The sequence below is a fragment of the Nonomuraea guangzhouensis genome, from assembly GCF_019396345.1.
In the GTDB taxonomy this organism is placed as follows: domain Bacteria; phylum Actinomycetota; class Actinomycetes; order Streptosporangiales; family Streptosporangiaceae; genus Nonomuraea; species Nonomuraea guangzhouensis.
The window spans coordinates 1-17,026 of sequence record NZ_JAHKRM010000013.1 but is presented as its reverse complement, the minus strand read 5'-3'; the positions used below and the strand labels follow the sequence as shown (position 1 = coordinate 17,026).

Genomic DNA, 17,026 nt, shown 5'->3' with positions numbered 1-17,026 from the left:
ACGCCGCTGGACGCACCGATTCTCAAGAGTACCGGATTAACGGTGCCCTGGTCGAACCGGACGGATCGTCGGGGTAGTCCTCCGAGGAGCGCTCCCTTGCGGGAGCGCCTGGCTACTCGGCTGACTTGGCTCGGCGGGAGCGTCGCCGCCCCCTGCCGGAAGTCTGACCCGCCTGGTCGTCCTCAGCCGGGACGTCTTCAAGCGCATCGGTCACGGTATCACGGCTGCCCGAGTCCTTGGCCGCGGAGACCTTGTCCGAGACCGCCTTCTCGATGGCCATCTTGCCCTGGGTGCCGCGTGGCTCCGGCTTGGCCTCGACCGGCTCCGTGGAGACGATCAGACCCCGCCCGTTGCAGCAGTCACACGGCGTCGAGAACGCCTCCAGCAGCCCCTGACCGACCCGCTTACGCGTCATCTGGACCAGGCCCAGAGAAGTCACCTCAGCCACCTGGTGCTTGGTCCTGTCGCGCGCCAGGCACTCCAGCAGCCGCCGCAGCACCAGGTCACGGTTGGACTCCAGCACCATGTCGATGAAGTCGATCACGATGATGCCGCCGATGTCGCGGAGCCTGAGCTGGCGGACGATCTCCTCCGCCGCCTCCAGGTTGTTGCGGGTGACGGTCTCTTCGAGGTTGCCGCCCTGCCCGGTGAACTTGCCGGTGTTGACGTCGACGACGCTCATCGCCTCGGTGCGGTCGATCACCAGCGAGCCGCCGCTGGGCAGCCAGACCTTCCGGTCCATCGCCTTGCTGAGCTGCTCGTCGATCCGGTACGACTCGAACACGTCGCCCTGCTCGGTGTCCCACTTGGCCAGGCGCTCGCCGAGGTGCGGCGCGACGTACTTGACGTACTCGTCGACCGTCTGCCATGCCTCCTCGCCCTGCACGACCAGCGAGGTGAAGTCCTCGTTGAAGACGTCGCGGACCACCCGGACGGTCAGGTCCGGCTCCGCCGAGAGCAGCTCGGGCGGACTGGCCGACTTGGCCTTCTTCTGGATGTTCTCCCACTGCGCCGACAGGCGGGCCACGTCGCGGGCCAGCTCGTCCTCCGAAGCGCCCTCCGCGGCCGTACGCACGATGACGCCGGCGTTCTCGGGCATGACCTTCTTCAGGATGCTCTTGAGCCGGGTGCGCTCCTTGTCGGGCAGCTTGCGGCTGATGCCGGTCATCGAGCCGTCGGGCACGTAGACCAGGTAGCGGCCCGGCAGGCTGATCTGCGACGTCAGGCGGGCGCCCTTGTGGCCGATCGGGTCCTTGGTGACCTGCACCAGCACCGACTGGCCGGACTTCAGCGCCGCCTCGATGCGCTTGGGCTGGCCTTCCAGCCCCGCGGTGTCGAAGTTGACCTCGCCGGCGTACAGGACGGCGTTGCGGCCCTTGCCGATGTCGACGAAGGCTGCCTCCATCGACGGCAGCACGTTCTGGACCTTGCCGAGGTAGACGTTGCCGACGTAGGACTGGCTGGCCTCGCGGTTGACGTAGTGCTCGACGAGCACGCCGTCCTCCAGCACCGCGATCTGGGTCCGGTCGCCCTGGCGACGCACCACCATCATCCGGTCGACCGACTCACGCCTGGCCAGGAACTCCGACTCGGTGATGATCGGCGGACGCCGGCGGCCGAGCTCGCGGCCCTCACGACGGCGCTGCTTCTTGGCCTCGAGCCTGGTGGAGCCGCGCACGCTCTGCACGCCGTCGGCGGAGACGTCGTGCGCGGCGGCGCGGCCCGTGCGGGGCGCGCGGATGCGCACGACGGTGTTGGGCGGGTCGTCGACCGCGGGCTCGGCGCCGTCGTCGGCACCGCGACGCCTGCGCCGGCGCCGCCGGCGGGAGCTGGACGCCTCTTCTTCCTGAGGCTCGTCGCCCTGCTCGTCCTCGGACTCGTCGGACTCCTCGTCGGAGTCGTCACGCTCGCGCGCCTTGCCACGGCCCCTTCCGCCACGGCGGCGACGGCGGCGGCGGCCGCCGCCCTCCTCCTCCTGCTCGTCGTCGGCGGTGTCGGCCTCCTCGTCCGTGACCGCCTCCGCGGCCTCCTCGGGCTCGGGGGCCGGCGGCTCGGGCTGCGGCTGTGGCTCGGGACGCCGGGTCGCGGCGGGCTTGGCCTGGGTCGGGTCCGGGGCCTGGAACAGCGGCGCGAAGATGGCGGCCGGGCGCTGGAACGCGGTGCCCTGCTGGCGCTGCGTCCGCGCGGACAGGCCGAACGGGTCGGCCAGCAGACTCGGCCGGTCGTCCTCGTCGAGGTCCTCGCCGGCGGGCTCGTCGTCCAGCGGCTCGTCCTCGGGCAGGAGCTCGATGACGTCCTCATCGGCGTCGGCGCTGCCGGACCGCTCGGCGGCCACCTCACCGGCGCCCGCCGCGACCTCGGCGGACCGCCCCGACTCCGCCTCGACGCTCTGAGCGGCCTCCTCAGGCTCTGTCTTCTTGCGGGTGCGGCGACGCTTGGCGGGAGCGGCCTCGACGGCCTGCTCGCCCCCCTCAGCCGCTTCTGGAGTGCTCACGACCGCATCGCTGGTGGCGGTTACGCTCTCAGGGACCCCACCGCTGGTGTCCTGCGCGCTCTCCGCGACCTCGCCGTCGGCCTCCACGGCCTTCTTGCTCGTACGGCGGCGCGTCGTCGTCGCCGTCGACCGAGTCCTCGTGGCCCTCTTGGGCTTCTCCTCGGCAGCGATATCGGTAGCTTGTGCCACAGCGCCATCGGTGGCCTGCGCCACGACGTCATTCGCGGCCTGGGCCACGGCGGTCTCGACCGGGCTCACCGGCTCGGCCGGGACCGTTGCTGTCATCGTGGGCGACGGCTCGTCGGGCAGCTCGGGCGGCGGTCCCGCCGGCCGGCTCGCGGAACGGCGACGCCTGGTCACCGTGGGCTGTTCAGTTGTCTCCCCGCCGGGGCCATTGGCCCCGCCCTGGGGCTCGTTCTCGAGCATGCGGGCGCTCTCCCGTCAGCTCCCGGGCGCGTCGCCGCGCCGCGCAGGAGCTCTCGTGTCTCGTTGTCCGCCCGCGCCCCTCGGTAGGGGCGCAGGCGCCAAGTCCTGTCAGCGGTCGTACCCCGCTCACGCAAGGCACGTCCTTAACCGTCGACGTGCTCACCCGCCGAACCCGCCTCGCCGCCGCGCGTAATGTCGCGGTCCAGGTCGAGCGGGTCGGCAAGCGCACCGGTGCTGGCGTCAAGCGGCCCCTGCGCCAGCCTGGTCACCTCGGGGGGAACCGGCGGCGCGAAGTCGGCCACAAGGCGTAGCCCTGTGAGCACATCGTCGGGTCGTACGGCAGGAATCACGTGCCGAACAACCATGCGCAGTATGACACACGACTGTCCGGGCACCTGAGCTGCGGTTCTGTCTGTCCCCTCGGGCACCTCGAGCCTCAACACCGCCTCCCGGGCGTCGAAGCGTCGGGGCCCCTTCTTGGTCAGGCGTTCGACCTCCACGGCCTCGGCGGCGAGGAATTTCGCCACCGCCGTCTCCGCGAGCTCCCAGTCGGCGCCGGGCAACCGCACATCCCACTCAGATGCCTCCAAGCGGTCGGCCAGCCCACCAACGGTGGCCTCTACGACGTCGAGCACGTCGAGACCGGGCGGCAGCGAGCCGTCCAAGTCATCACGTATCCGTCCAGGTTCGCACGGTTTCGTGACGCCGATCTCAAGATATTCGGCTTCGCTGGCGACGCCGGTCGGCACCGCACCCGCGTAGGAGATCTTCGGATGGGGTGAGAAGCCCGCACTGAAAGCCACCGGAATGCCGGAACGGCGGACCGCCCTCTCGACGGCCCGTGAGATGTCGCGGCTGCTGGTGAAGCGCAGGCGTCCGCGCTTGGCGTAGCGCACACGCAGGCGCTGCACCGTAGGCGCGGGCGGAGGCCCATCGGGAACAGGTTTCAGAGCTGGTCGTCCTTCCCGTGTAAGAGTTCCTTCGTCTCAGGATATGCCGCTCCGGAGCCGCACCGTCCCGGATCATGTACGGCCAGGCACGGACCGCGCACTCAGCGCGCCTAGACCACCGTGAGAGGAAGGAGTTTCTTACCTGTCGGGCCGATCTGAATGTCCGTGCCCATGGTCGGGCAGACGCCGCAGTCGTAGCACGGAGTCCAGCGGCAGTCCTCGACCTCGGTCCCGGACACGGCCTCCTGCCAGTCCTGCCAGAGCCATTCGCGGTCGAGCCCGGCGTCGAGGTGGTCCCACGGCAGGACCTCGTTCTCCTCGCGCTCTCGCACGGTGTACCAGTCGACGTCGACGCCGGCCTTCTCGGCCGAGGCCATCCAGCGCTCGTAGGAGAAGTGCTCGCTCCAGCCGTCGAAGCGCCCGCCGTCCTCCCAGACGGCCCGGATCACCGCGCCGACCCGGCGGTCGCCGCGCGACAGCAGGCCCTCCACGATCGACGGCTTGCCGTCGTGGTAGCGGAAGCCGATGGCCCGGCCGTAATTCTTGTCGCCGCGCAGCGAGTCACGCAGCGCCTTGAGCCGCCGGTCGACGGTCTCGTGGTCGGCCTGGCTCGCCCACTGGAACGGCGTGTGCGGCTTGGGCACGAATCCGCCGATGGAGACGGTGCACCGGATGTCGCGCGAGCCGGTGATCTCCCGACCCGCCTTGATGACCTTCTTGGCCAGGTCGGCGATGCCGAGCACGTCCTCGTCGGTCTCGGTGGGCAGCCCGCACATGAAGTAGAGCTTGACCTGCCGCCAGCCCTGCGAGTAGGCGGTGGTGACGGTGCGGATCAGGTCTTCCTCGGTGACCATCTTGTTGATCACCCTGCGCATCCGCTCGGACCCGCCCTCGGGGGCGAAGGTCAGGCCGGAGCGCCGGCCGTTCCTGGAGAACTCGTTGGCCAGATCGATGTTGAACGCGTCGACCCGGGTCGAGGGCAGGGACAGCGAGGTGTTGGTGCCCTCGTAGCGGTCGGCCAGGCCCTTGGCCACCTCGCCGATCTCGGAGTGGTCGGCGGACGACAGCGACAGCAGGCCGACCTCGTTGAAGCCGGACTCCTTGATGCCGTTCTCGACCATGGCGCCGATCGTGGTGATCGACCGCTCGCGGACCGGGCGGGTGATCATGCCCGCCTGGCAGAAGCGGCAGCCGCGCGTGCAGCCGCGGAAGATCTCCACACTGAACCGCTCGTGCACGGTCTCGGCCAGCGGGACCAGCGGCTTCTTCGGATAGGGCCACTCGTCGAGGTCCATGACCGTGTGCTTGTGCACTCGCCACGGGACGTCGGACCTGTTGGGCGCGACCCGCTTGATGCGGCCGTCGGGGTGGTAGTCGACGTCGTAGAACTTCGGCACGTAGACGCCGCCGGACTCGGCCAGCCGCATGAGCAGCTCGTCGCGCCCGCCGGGGCTGCCCTCGGCCTTCCACTCGCGGATGACCTCGGAGATGGCGATCGCGATCTGCTCGCCGTCGCCGAGCACGGCCGCGTCGAGGAAGTCGGCGATCGGCTCGGGGTTGAAGGCCGCGTGGCCGCCCGCCAGCACGATCGGATCGTCGTCGCCCCGATCGACGGCCAGCAGCGGGATGCCCGCCAGGTCGAGCGCGTTGAGCATGTTGGTGTAGCCGAGCTCCGTGGAGAACGACAGGCCGAGCACGTCGAAGGCGCGCACCGGCCGATGGGCGTCCACGGTGAACTGCGGTATGCCCTCGGCGCGCATCAGCGCCTCGAGGTCGGGCCAGACGGCATAGGTCCGCTCGGCCAGCGTGGCGGGCAACTCGTTGAGGATCTCGTAGAGGATCGCGACGCCCTGGTTGGGCAGCCCGACCTCGTACGCGTCCGGATACATGAGCGCCCACCGCACATCGGCGGCATCCCAGTCCTTCACGGTCGAGTTAAGCTCACCCCCGACATACTGGATGGGCTTCTGCACCTTGGGCAGCAGCGCTTCCAGGCGGGGGAAAATCGACTCGACAGTCATAGCACCCAGGGTAGCGGCGCTCAGACCGTGGCAGGTCCAGGGATGTCGATGTCGTTCCCGCTGAGAACGATGATCTTATGTCCCTCGTAGCAGGTCAGCTCCACGGCGATGACACCGCTGGCGAGGTTGTGCACGGCTGTGACATGGCTGGCGGGCAGGAGGAAGCGCTCCTCGCACTCGTCGCAGTAGGCCAGAAACATACTTCTAATTAAACGTCTGTTCGCGGATTCTGATCGACTGAAGCAGCCCGATCGAGATGAGATTCGCGAACGTGGCCGTCCCGCCGTAGGAGACGAACGGCAGCGGCAGCCCGGTGATCGGCATGATGCCGATGGTCATGCCGATGTTGACGAACGTCTGGAACGCCAGCCAGCACACGATCATCCCCGCCACGAGCGTGCCGAACCTGTCGTCGCACAGCCTCGCGATCCTCAGCCCGCGCACCAGCACCACGCCGAGCAGCAGCACCACGGTGAGCGAGCCGAGGAACCCGAACTCCTCTCCCGCGACCGTGAAGATGAAGTCGGTGTGCTGCTCGGGCACGAACCGGCCGGTCGTCTGCCCGCCGTCGAACAACCCCTTGCCGAACAGCTGCCCCGAGCCGATGGCGATCAGCGACTGCGTGCTGTTGTAGCCGACCCCGCGCGGATCGACGCGCGGATCGAGAAAGGCGGTGAACCGCGCGACCTGGTACGGCTCCAGCATCTGGAACGCGAACACGCAGAACACCCCGGCTCCGGCGATCAGCGTCAGCAGGATGATCCACCTCTTGCGCACTCCCGCGATCACCAGCCCGGCGGCCGTGATCACGGCCAGCACGAGCGTGGTGCCGAGGTCGGGCTGCAACATCACCAGCCCCATCGTCAGCACCGCGGCGAACAGCGCGAACCCGACGTCCAGCCCGCGCGGCCGATCGCTGCCCTCGCCGGGCTGGGCCAGCAGCATCGCGATGATGAGCAGCAGCCCGAGCTTGGCGAACTCCGACGGCTGCACGGCGAAGCCGCCGCCCAGCAGGATCCACGAGTGCGAGCCGTTGATCGTCGCACCCAGCGGCGTGATCACCAGCCCCAGCCCGGCCAGGGAGAGCAGGAACGCCAGCGGCGCGTACGCCCGTATCGCGCGATGGTCGATCACGGTCACCGCCGAGCACAGCAGCGTCCCGATGACGACGTTGAGCAGGTGCTTCTTGACCAGTCCCGTCGAGCCGGGCGCCCAGGTGCGGGTCGAGGACCAGACCAGCAGCGTGCCGATCACACAGAGCGCGGCGACCGCGACCAGCATCACCCCGTCGAGCCGCCACATGGCCGACTGCGCGCCCACCGCCCGCCGGGCGAACGAGCGCCGCCCGCCCATCAGCGTGCGGTCCATCATCCCCCTGCCTCCGTGACGCCCTCCCCCTTGGTGTCCTTGCCCGTGCCGCCCTCCCCTGTGCTGTCCACCACCGTGGTGCGTGTCCCCGTCTTGCCCGCCACCGTGCCGTCGGTGACCGTGCCGTCCGTCACGGTGCCGTCCGCCCCTGTGCCATCAGCCACTGTGCCGTCGGCCGCGATCTTCGGCAGCTTGGACACCGGCCGGCCCCCGGGCAGCGCGGGTTTGCCGTGTTTACCGAAGCCGAAGATGCCCTCGTAGATCTCCCGCGCGGCGGGCGCAGCGGTGGAGGCACCCATCCCGCCCTGCGAGACCATCACGACCACGACGAAGCGCGGATCGTTGGTCGGCGCGAACGAGGCGAACCAGGAGGTGTCCTCCTTGCCCCACACTTCCGCGGTGCCGGTCTTACCGCCGATCCGCACCTTGTCCATCGGGAAGCCGGCGAACGCCCCCGCCGCGGTGCCGTCGGAGGGCACGTCGCTGAGCGCGTCCTTGATGTAGAGGCGTTCCTTCTTCGACAGCGGCAACTCGCCGACCACCGGCACGTCGATCCGTCTGACCAGCGCGCCATCGGGCCGGACCGTCGCCCAGCCGATGCGCGGGCTGCGCAGCTTCCCGTCACTGACCAGCGCCGCGTACGCCCTGGCCAGCTGGAGCGGCGTCACCAGCACGTCGCCCTGGCCGATCGAGAAGTTGGCCGAGTCGCCCGCCCGCAGCAGGAAGCCTTCGAGGCAGTTCTCGTTGGCCAGCCGCTTGAGGAACTCCGCCCGCGACTTGTCGGCCACCTCCGGGTAGCCGGTCTTGGCGCGCCGGCAACTGTTGCCGCTGGTCTGAGCCCACATGTTCTTCTTCCAGGCACGGTCGGGGATGCGCCCGGCCGACTCGCCCGGCAGGTCGATGCCCGTCGGCTTGCCGAACCCGAACCCCCTGGCCGTGTTGGCGAACACCTCCTTCGGCGCCTTCTTGGGATTGAGCCCGCCGTCCTTGAGCCACTGGGCGTAGCCCGCGGTGTAGAAGATCGTGTCGCACGACTTGACCAGCGCGGTGTGCAGGTTCATGGTGCCGAGGCCGATGCCGTGGAAGTTGTGGAAGGCCCGGTCACCCACCATGACCGCCCCCGGGCAGTCGTAGGTGCCGTTCAACGGGTATCCGGCCCGCAGCATCGAGGTCACCGACGACACCTTGAACGTCGAGCCGGGCGCGAACATCCCGTTGAGCGCCCGCGACACCAGCGGCTTGCCCGTGGAGTCCGACAGCAGCCGCTGGTAGCCGCGGTCCGAGATGCCGCCCGCCCAGACGGCCGGGTCGTAGCCGGGCGCGCTGGCCAGCGCGAGCACCCGCCCGGTCTTGGGTTCGAGCACGACCGCGGCGGCGCCGTCCGCCTTGGGGGCGTTCTTCATCGCGTGCCGCAACGCCTCCTCGGCCAGGGTCTGCACCCGGGCGTCGATGCTGGTGACCAGCGTGTCGCCACTGATGGGCGCCACCTGCTCCTCCACCCCGATGGCCTTGCCCATCCTGTCGACCTGCACCCGGCGCAGCCCGGCCTTGCCGCGCAACTCGTCGTCGTAGATGTACTCGAGCCCGTCGCGCCCGACCAGATCGACGCCGGAGAAGGCGGCCTTCAACCCTTCGCGCTTCTCCAGCTCGGCCGCGGTGACCGGCTGCAGGTAGCCGAGCATCTGCGCGCCGGCCTTGCCACCGGGGTACTGCCTGACGGACTGCACCTCGGCGGAGACGCCGGGGAACTCCTCCTGCCGCTCCAGGATCTGCAGCGCCTCGCGGGTGTCCGCCCGCTCCTCCACCGGGATCGGCTGGTACGGCGAGCCGGTCCAGCAGGGCTTGCTCACCCCGGGCCCGCACGGCGTGATGCGCTTCTGCAGTTGCTTGACCGGCTCGCCCAGCACCTCACCGAGCTTGCGCAGGACCGGAACGCCCTGCTCGGGCATCCTGATCAGCCCGGTCCGGTCGATCGAGACGACCAGCGAGGTCTGGTTGCGCACCAGCGGCCGCCCGGAGGAGTCGAGTATCTGCCCGCGCACGGCCGGCACGATCACCGAACGCGTCCTGGTCTCCGTGGCCCTGGTGACCAGCTCCTGTCCCCGCACCACCTGTACCTGCCACAGCCGCAGGCTGAGCACCGCCAGCACCGCCATCACGATCACCTGGAGCACGACCAACCGGGTCCGCATCCTGATCATTGGGGGAACCTCGGCTGCGGCCTGTCACGGGAGATCAGCCAGATGACCAGCGGCGAGACGATCAGCGTGTAGACGACCGTCACCGGAACCTGGTCGGTCAGAGTCGAGAGTGTCACCCGCGGATCCGCGATCAGGCCACCGAGCGCGGCGGCCACCAGCGGCGCCATCAGCACGCACAGGACGACGGTGGTGGCCGGCCCACCGACCCCCCGCCCGGCGACATAGCCGACCAGCGCGAACACGAACGCGTACTGTCCCACCAGATGCGCCGTCGGCGGCACGACGTCGACCAGCAGCCCGGCGCAGAACCCGATCACCGTCCCCGCCACGGGCCCACGCAGCAGCGCCATCGCCACCACGGCCAGCAGCACCAGGTCGGGCGCGCCCCCTCCCGGCAACGCCAGCCGATTGACCAACATGACCTGCAACAACACCGCCGCCAGCACGCACAACCCGACTATCATCCCGGCCCCTCCTTGGGTGGTAGCACGGCGTCCCTCGGGTCCTTCGCGGGCGCCCCCACCACCACGCCGACCACGTCGAGCGCGGTCAGGTCGGCGTACGGCCTGGCATACGCGATGCGGGTCAGCTCGCCCGGCGTCGCCTCCACCCGCTCGATCACCCCGATCGGCACCCCGGGCACGTACGGCGCGCCGCGCTGGGAACCGAAGCTGACGATGCGGCCGCCGCGGTTGATCGCCGCCGTCGAGTCCAGCAGCCGGAACCGTACAAGCCGCCCGTACTCCCCCACCCCGTGCACGACGCCGATCTCCTGACCGCCTTCGAGCCTGGCGCCGGCGGCCGAGCCCGGGTCGCTGATCAGCACCACGGTCGAGGTGTCGGCGGACGCCTGGATGACCCGGCCGACCAGCCCGTCTTCGTTGAGCACGGTCATCTCGGGGCGTACGCCGTCACTGGTGCCGACGTCGATCTCGACGGCGTCCTCGAAGCCGGGCTGGCCGCGCCTGGCGACCACGTTCGCCGTCACGATCTTGTAGCCGCCGAGCCCCGCCATCCCGAGCAGGCGCTTCAACTCCGCGGACCGGGCGGCGTCGAGCCGGCCCGCGGCCAGGCCGGCCCGCAGCTTGGCGTTCTCGGCCTTGACCCGGTCGAGCTCGGCCTGGGCGCCGGGGGCGTTGACGATGGCGTGGAAGAAGCCGCCGACCGGCCGGACCACGGAGCCGCCGGCCTGCTCGACCGTGCCGAAGAACCAGGACCCCATCGCGCGCAGCGGCCACAGAGGTGAGGCCGCGCCCGCCCGGTGGTCGACGGTCAGGATGACCAGCGCCACCGTGAGCAGCGTGCCTAGGATCAGCCGGGCGTGGCGCGACTCTCTCATCAGCGCCGCGACTCCGGCACGAGCACCTGGTGCAGCGCCTCGAACTCCTCGACACACTTGCCCGAGCCGAGCGCCACCGAGTCGAGGGGGTTCTCGACGAGGTGGACGGGCATCCCCGTCTCGGCCTTGACCCGCTCTTCCATGCCCTTGAGCAGCGCGCCGCCGCCGGTGAGCGCGATGCCGCGGTCCATCAGGTCGCCGGACAGCTCCGGCGGGCACTTGTCGAGCGTGGTCTTGACGGCGTCGACGATGGTGTTGACCGGCTCCTCCGTGGCCTTGCGGATCTCCGCACCGGACACCACGATCGTCTTCGGCAGGCCGCTGACCAGGTCACGGCCGCGGATCTCGGCATGCGCGTCCTCACCGATGGGGCATGCGGAACCGATGGCCATCTTGATCTCCTCGGCGGTGCGCTCGCCGAGCATGAGGGAGTATTCCTTCTTCGCGAAGGTGATCACCGCCTGGTCGAGCTCGTCGCCGCCGACCCTGATCGACTGGCTGGTCACCACGCCGCCCATGGAGATGATGGCCACCTCGGTGGTGCCGCCGCCGATGTCGACAACCATGTTGCCGGTCGGCTCGTGCACCGGCAGCCCCGCGCCGATCGCCGCGGCCATCGGCTCCTCGACGATGTAGACCTTGCGCGCCCCGGCCTGGTAGCCGGCCTCCTTCACCGCCCGCTGCTCGACCCCCGTGATGCCGCTGGGCACGGCGATGATGATGCGCGGCTTGGCAAAGTGCCGCCTCTTGTGCACCCTTTGGATGAAATAGCGCAGCATCCGCTCGGTGACATCGAAATCGGCGATCACGCCGTCTTTGAGCGGCCGGACGGCCACGATGTTCCCCGGCGTCCGCCCGATCATGCGCTTGGCTTCGATGCCGACCGCGACGATCTTCCCGGTGACAGTGTTGATCGCGACGACCGACGGCTCATTGAGCACGATGCCCCGGCCGCGCACGTAGACCAGCGTGTTGGCGGTGCCGAGGTCGACCGCCATATCACGGCCGAGAAACGCGAGCTTGCTGCCCATGGGGAACGGAGCCTTCCGTAACGTCGTTCGCGAATGACTACGGATCGAATTCGAATCGTAACGTGACGTTACCCACCAGGGCACGCAATGAGCCCCCTGTGCCCCACAAATTCTTGAGCCCATCCGGAAGCCCCGATGTCACCGCAGACGACGGACAACATTCGTCCTCCGTTTTGCACCGTTTTGACACGCCCGCCGTCCGGCTCAGCCCTGTCCACGGAACACGGCCGACGACGCGCACGTCACGGCGCCCGGCCACCTCCACCGGAGGAGCGTGCCCCTGGACAGGCCCCGGCCCCGTGCGGCGGGTGGGGCTCACCGGGCCGGCCGTACAAGATCGTAAAAGACGCGGCCACCTCGACGACGCGTGCGCTCCCGTGCGGCGGGTCTTGGCCAGGCCCGAAACTGCACAAAAAAGCGCCCGCCATAGCGGCGGGCGCTCGAGAAGAACAGGAAGACCTAGAACCGGTCCGGGAAGAAGATCTTGATCTCCCGCGCGGCCGACTCGGGCGAGTCGGAGCCGTGGACGATGTTCTCGCCGATCTCCAGCGCGTGGTCGCCGCGGATCGTGCCGGGCGCCGACTTGACCGGGTCCGTGAGCCCCGCCAGCGCGCGGAACGCCTCGACGGCGCGCGGCCCCTCCAGCACCAGCGCGACCAGCGGCCCCGAGGTGATGAACTCGACCAGCTCGCCGAAGAACGGGCGCTCGGAGTGCTCGGCGTAGTGGGCCTTGGCGGTGTCGACGTCGAGAGTGCGCAGGTCCATCGCCGCGACCTTCAGGCCCTTGCGCTCCACACGGGCGATCACGTCACCGATGAGGCCACGCTTCACCCCGTCGGGCTTGATCAGGACAAGAGTGCGCTCGGACACTTGAGGTTCTCCTTCGAACAGGGTGTGGGTCGGAGTGGCGGCCACATGCACCGGCCTGGCTCCCACGGGGAATCGGCCCCGGGACGCAGACCACACGCGTCAAGGTGGCTGCCGCTCAGCTTACCGCCCCACGACGGCTCCCCCGTTTCCCGCCATCAAGCCGCATCAACGCCCACGTACGAGCGCCCCTGCGCGACCCGCCGCACGCGACCCACCCGCACTCCACGCAGCTCGGCCAGCGAAACACCATCCACCCGCGCCTGCACCGGACCCACTTACTGGCGCACCACCCTGAACGGCCCACCCACCACCTTGTACGCCCCACCAGCTACCGCTGCACCCTGTACGACCCGCCTGCGGGCGCGCCCACCACCAGCTGTGGTGTCCGCACTCACCGTCCAGGAATACTCGGCCCACAGCCAGGCAGACGGCATCACTGGGAAGCGGCCCTACGGGGAGGTGGTGTCCTCGGGCGATTGGGCCTGGGGCGGCACAGGCGGGACCGGCCCGGTATCCTCGGCCGCCCCCTCCATACCCGCGGCATCCCCGCCAGCCGCACCGTCAGCGGCCCTGGAGGCCCCCTTCCGGGCGTCACCAGCCCCGGACGCCCGCTCTCCCCTGGCAGCCGCCGCCCCATGACCGGAGAAGTCGCTCACCGGGTCGGACACGGAGACGCGCGGTATCGCCCCAGTAGGCCGATCCTCATCCCCGGCCCCGGGCTGGACAGGCACCTCAACGGCATCCACCCCCGAGTGCCGCCGGCGACGATCAGACCCGTCACCTCCCGACGCCCAGGACTCCGCCTCGGCATCCGAGCCCTCCCCAGCGACCTCCGCACCCGGCGAAGAAGCCAGATCTTCGGACGAAGAAGCCGACTCACCGTCCGCCGACGACGCCTCAACCACCGGAGCCGCCCGCCGCGTAAGCAACTCGGCCAGGACGATGACCGCCACCACAAGAAACCCGCCGATCAGCGACCACAGATGCAACGTGCCCACGAACCGGTCCACCAGCTGCTGCGCCACCGTGACCCCACGCAGCATCTTCAGCTGCACCCCGGTGGCCAGCAGATAACCAGCCAGAACACCGGGAAAACACAGCGCGAGCCCGAACAGCGCCGCCCCGATGCCCACCTGACCGAGCGCGGACGTGAGCGCCACCGCCGCGCCCGCCGCCAGCAGCGTGAACGGGATCACCAGCACGAGCCCGTCGGCCGCCGGCACCACGACCCGCACCGAGGACAGACCGACCACCATCGCCAGCAGCCCCAGCGGCACGAGCCACCGCGAGCCGGCGAACAGCCGCACCCCGACGGCGGCCGCCAGCGCCAGCAGGCCCGCCACCAGGAACGGGATCCACAGCCCGGTCGTGCCCGGCCCACCGAGCAAGCCCGGTCCGCCGAGGCCGCGCATCTCTACATACGTCACCTGAGCCAGGCTCGGCAGCAACACGATGCCGACCGCGACCATCACGTACGCCAGCGTGCGTCCCTCGCGACTGCCGAAGTAGGCCATCACGAGCAGCGCCACGATCGCCAGCACGGCCAGCAGGATGACCAGGCCGGCACCCCACTCCTCACTCGCGGTGCTGATGGCGACCACGGCGATGCCCACCGCGGGCACGCTCGCGAGCAGCAGGCGGCTGGATTCGCCGGCCCGTGGCGTGGGCATCGGGGGCTGGCCCTGCAGCAGCCAGACGACGAAGTAGACGGCCGCCAGCGCGAGGGCGATGCCCGTCAGCAGTGGGTACGGCTGGAGTGTGACCCTCCAGTCGTCCACGTCGTCGAGCGGCCACAGCGCGAGCGCCTGGGCGGTGAGCAGGCTGACCGCCAGCATGCCGGTCCAGATGGCGCGCAACGCCATGGGACGCTCCCAGGCCGCGACCAGCGTGGCGGGAATGAGCAGGCCCGCGCCGACCCCGTGCAGCACCCGCAGCACCGCCACCAGGAACGTCGAGCCCGCGAACCCGCCCGCGGCATCGGCCAGGGCGAGCACGGCGAGCCCGCCGAGCAGCATGTGCGCGACCTTGACGTGGCGCAGCGCCACCGCGGCGAGCGGCACCGTGAGAATCATCGCCGGGAGCGCGAGCCCGTGCGCGCGCATCAGCGCCAGCTTGTCGAAGCCGTCGGGCAGCAGACCCGAGACCACGGACACGGTGTTGGGGATCGCGATGATCGCCAGTGGCAGGGCGACGATGATGAGCAGCCCGAGCACCGAGTCGAGCAACCACGGCAACCTGACGCCTGCGCTGGGTCCCGCGCTCGGCGCGTTCGGGGACCGCTGGATCGGGGGGACGGCCATGTTCGCCGACTTTAGCGGGAAGTCACGCCCTCGACACGGCGAGCGACGAATATCGCGGTAATCCATAGCGCCGCGAAGATCACTCCCAGGAAGAACATCGTCGGCACGAGGAACCCCGTGCCAATGGCCAGGACCTGCAGAATACTGCCCGCGACGTACGCGAAGGGCCGCTTGAGCAGCCCGGCGACGACCACGCACAGCACCGCGAGCCCGATACCGACAGTGACCGCCACCGCCGTCTCGACGCCGCTGTTGATCGCCACCGGCGTAATCAATCCGCAGACGATGGCCTCCATGCCGAGCACGCTGGCGCCGAGCCGGCGCATGCCTGGAGTGACCTGAAAGTTCATCACAAACCGTCCGCCTTAAGCAGATGACGGGCATCTCCCGCCGTCACGACCGAGCCGGTGATGAGCACACCCGTGCCGCTGAACTCGCCCTGGGCGTCGGCGATCCCGATGCCCATGTCGATGGCCTCGTCGAGGCGTTCGACGGTCCGCACCCTGTCCTCACCGAACAGGGGTACGGCCATCGCCGCCAGCTCGGCCGGCGACATCGATCGGGGAGAGGAATTACGCGTCACGACGATCTCGTCGAGAATCGGTTCCAGCAGGTCGAGCAGGGTGTGCACGTCCTTGTCACGCATCACCGCGACCACACCGACGACCTTGGCGAAGTCGAACGCCTCCTGCATGGCCTCGATCGACGCCTGCATGCCGCCCGGGTTGTGCGCCGCGTCGACGACGACCGTGGGATTGCGCCGCAGGATCTCCATCCGCCCCGGTGACGACGCCTGCGCGAACGCCTGCCGTACGAGCTCGATGTCGAGCGGGTCGTCGCCCCCCGTCAGAGCCTCTACAGCGGCCAGTGCGCAGACCGCGTTGCTCGCCTGGTGCTCGCCGTAGAGGGGCAGGTAAACCTCCTCGTAGACGCCCTTGAGGCCGCGTAGGGTGAGCAGCTGCCCGCCCATCGCCACATCGCGGGCCAGCACGCCGAACTCAAGCCCCTCACGCGCGACCACCGCGCCGACGTCGGCGACCCGCCGCATCAGCACCTGGGCGGCCTCGACGTCCTGCTGAGCGAATATGGCCGTGGCACCAGGCTTGATGATGCCTGCCTTCTCACCGGCGATGCTCGGAATGTCGGGCCCAAGTCTGTCCGTGTGGTCGAGCGAGATCGGAGTGATGATCGCCACGGTGCCGTCCGCGACGTTCGTGGCGTCCCAGGAGCCACCCATGCCCGCCTCGATGACCGCCACGTCCACCGGAGTGTCGGCGAACGTGGCGAAGGCCATGGCCGTCAGCAACTCGAAGAACTGGATCCGCCGCCCCTGCGTGTCGGCCAGCTCAACGTAAGGGGCGATCTCCTCGTACGCCTGGGCGAAACGCTCCTCGCTCAGCGGCTCCCCATCGACGGTGATGCGCTCGCGAACCGAGACGAGATGCGGGCTGGTGAATCGGCCCACGCGCAGGTTGCGCTCCTTGAGCAGCGCCTCGGTCAAGCGCGCCGTACTCGTCTTACCGTTTGTGCCCGCTATGTGTATGACAGGGTACGCCTGCTGCGGCGAGCCGAGCAGGTCCATGAGAGCCGCGATCCGGTCCAGCGTCGGTTCGAAGTCCCACTCGACGCCTCGCTCCATGATCGCGCGTTCAACCGCACGATAGTCCACTCCTCAACCCTACTGACCATACGGAGCGCTCCCCCACGCCGGCCACCTGATGATCAGCGGTTTCGGCACCCGGGCCTACGGCCGCGCTCTCCACAAACAGCCCAAACTGGACGCACCACTCAGCACGCTGTAGGCCCGTACACGGAGCGGCCGGCCGGAGCCCCCGGCGGACGACCTGACCCTGAAACGCAGAAAGGGCCCCACGCCTATGCGTGGAGCCCTTCCCGAACCAAAGATTGTCCGGCGGTGACCTACTCTCCCACACCCTCCCGAGTGCAGTACCATCGGCGCTGGGAAGCTTAACTTCCGGGTTCGGAATGTAACCGGGTGTTTCCTTCCCGCCATAACCGCCGTAAC

General features: G+C 69.6%; 13 protein-coding genes and 1 rRNA gene. All 14 read right to left on the bottom strand.

What is annotated here, in order from left to right:
• Positions 1 to 112: 112 nt before the first annotated feature.
• Positions 113 to 2,920: an Rne/Rng family ribonuclease gene (locus KME78_RS26295; RefSeq protein WP_219532024.1), complete on the bottom strand. Its 2,808-nt coding sequence runs from the start codon at positions 2,918 to 2,920 to the stop codon at positions 113 to 115.
• 143 nt (positions 2,921 to 3,063) lie between these two features.
• Positions 3,064 to 3,831 (bottom strand): TIGR03936 family radical SAM-associated protein, encoded by a 768-nt coding sequence (locus tag KME78_RS26290; protein WP_219532023.1) that lies wholly within the window; start codon positions 3,829 to 3,831, stop codon positions 3,064 to 3,066.
• 149 nt (positions 3,832 to 3,980) lie between these two features.
• Complete coding sequence (locus KME78_RS26285) at positions 3,981 to 5,891, bottom strand: TIGR03960 family B12-binding radical SAM protein (RefSeq protein WP_219532022.1); 1,911 nt, start codon at positions 5,889 to 5,891, stop codon at positions 3,981 to 3,983.
• A 20-nt stretch (positions 5,892 to 5,911) separates the two neighbouring features.
• A complete protein-coding gene (locus KME78_RS26280) occupies positions 5,912 to 6,091 on the bottom strand; it encodes a hypothetical protein (RefSeq protein WP_219532021.1) in 180 nt (59 codons plus the stop codon).
• Between the two features lie 4 nt (positions 6,092 to 6,095).
• Positions 6,096 to 7,262, bottom strand: coding sequence for a rod shape-determining protein RodA (gene rodA, locus KME78_RS26275; RefSeq protein ID WP_219532020.1), 1,167 nt, complete (start codon positions 7,260 to 7,262; stop codon positions 6,096 to 6,098).
• A complete protein-coding gene (mrdA, locus tag KME78_RS26270) occupies positions 7,259 to 9,460 on the bottom strand; it encodes a penicillin-binding protein 2 (RefSeq protein ID WP_219532019.1) in 2,202 nt (733 codons plus the stop codon). Before mrdA ends, rodA begins: the two co-directional genes overlap by 4 nt.
• Positions 9,457 to 9,924: a rod shape-determining protein MreD gene (mreD, locus tag KME78_RS26265; protein WP_219532018.1), complete on the bottom strand. Its 468-nt coding sequence runs from the start codon at positions 9,922 to 9,924 to the stop codon at positions 9,457 to 9,459. Before mreD ends, mrdA begins: the two co-directional genes overlap by 4 nt.
• Entirely contained in the window at positions 9,921 to 10,799 is an 879-nt protein-coding gene (mreC, locus tag KME78_RS26260; protein ID WP_219532017.1) for a rod shape-determining protein MreC, read from the bottom strand. The genes mreD and mreC overlap by 4 nt, the downstream gene beginning before the upstream one ends.
• The gene (locus KME78_RS26255; protein ID WP_219532016.1) at positions 10,799 to 11,830 is read right to left on the bottom strand and encodes a rod shape-determining protein; all 1,032 of its coding nucleotides are present in this window, start codon (positions 11,828 to 11,830) and stop codon (positions 10,799 to 10,801) included. Before KME78_RS26255 ends, mreC begins: the two co-directional genes overlap by 1 nt.
• A 459-nt stretch (positions 11,831 to 12,289) precedes the next feature.
• Positions 12,290 to 12,700, bottom strand: a complete 411-nt coding sequence (gene ndk, locus KME78_RS26250; RefSeq protein WP_214642928.1) for a nucleoside-diphosphate kinase — start codon at positions 12,698 to 12,700, stop codon at positions 12,290 to 12,292.
• A gap of 449 nt (positions 12,701 to 13,149) precedes the next feature.
• Positions 13,150 to 15,000, bottom strand: a complete 1,851-nt coding sequence (locus KME78_RS26245) for a hypothetical protein (RefSeq protein WP_219532015.1) — start codon at positions 14,998 to 15,000, stop codon at positions 13,150 to 13,152.
• An 11-nt stretch (positions 15,001 to 15,011) separates the two neighbouring features.
• Positions 15,012 to 15,350: a DUF4233 domain-containing protein gene (locus KME78_RS26240; protein ID WP_219532014.1), complete on the bottom strand. Its 339-nt coding sequence runs from the start codon at positions 15,348 to 15,350 to the stop codon at positions 15,012 to 15,014.
• A complete protein-coding gene (locus tag KME78_RS26235) occupies positions 15,350 to 16,639 on the bottom strand; it encodes a bifunctional folylpolyglutamate synthase/dihydrofolate synthase (protein WP_219532299.1) in 1,290 nt (429 codons plus the stop codon). Before KME78_RS26235 ends, KME78_RS26240 begins: the two co-directional genes overlap by 1 nt.
• 268 nt (positions 16,640 to 16,907) lie before the next feature.
• Positions 16,908 to 17,024, bottom strand: a 5S ribosomal RNA gene (rrf, locus tag KME78_RS26230).
• Between the last annotated feature and the right edge of the window lie 2 nt (positions 17,025 to 17,026).

What these genes read in the sequence shown, in the direction of transcription:
- mreC (WP_219532017.1), bottom strand. Translation starts at nt 10,799, where the DNA reads ATGAGAGAGTCGCGCCACGCCCGGCTGATCCTAGGCACGCTGCTCACG.
- KME78_RS26245 (WP_219532015.1), bottom strand. Translation starts at nt 15,000, where the DNA reads ATGGCCGTCCCCCCGATCCAGCGGTCCCCGAACGCGCCGAGCGCGGGA.
- mreD (WP_219532018.1), bottom strand. Translation starts at nt 9,924, where the DNA reads ATGATAGTCGGGTTGTGCGTGCTGGCGGCGGTGTTGTTGCAGGTCATG.
- KME78_RS26235 (WP_219532299.1), bottom strand. Translation starts at nt 16,639, where the DNA reads ATGGAGCGAGGCGTCGAGTGGGACTTCGAACCGACGCTGGACCGGATC.
- KME78_RS26285 (WP_219532022.1), bottom strand. Translation starts at nt 5,891, where the DNA reads ATGACTGTCGAGTCGATTTTCCCCCGCCTGGAAGCGCTGCTGCCCAAG.
- KME78_RS26280 (WP_219532021.1), bottom strand. Translation starts at nt 6,091, where the DNA reads ATGTTTCTGGCCTACTGCGACGAGTGCGAGGAGCGCTTCCTCCTGCCC.
- mrdA (WP_219532019.1), bottom strand. Translation starts at nt 9,460, where the DNA reads ATGATCAGGATGCGGACCCGGTTGGTCGTGCTCCAGGTGATCGTGATG.
- KME78_RS26240 (WP_219532014.1), bottom strand. Translation starts at nt 15,350, where the DNA reads ATGAACTTTCAGGTCACTCCAGGCATGCGCCGGCTCGGCGCCAGCGTG.
- KME78_RS26295 (WP_219532024.1), bottom strand. Translation starts at nt 2,920, where the DNA reads ATGCTCGAGAACGAGCCCCAGGGCGGGGCCAATGGCCCCGGCGGGGAG.
- rodA (WP_219532020.1), bottom strand. Translation starts at nt 7,262, where the DNA reads ATGATGGACCGCACGCTGATGGGCGGGCGGCGCTCGTTCGCCCGGCGG.
- KME78_RS26255 (WP_219532016.1), bottom strand. Translation starts at nt 11,830, where the DNA reads ATGGGCAGCAAGCTCGCGTTTCTCGGCCGTGATATGGCGGTCGACCTC.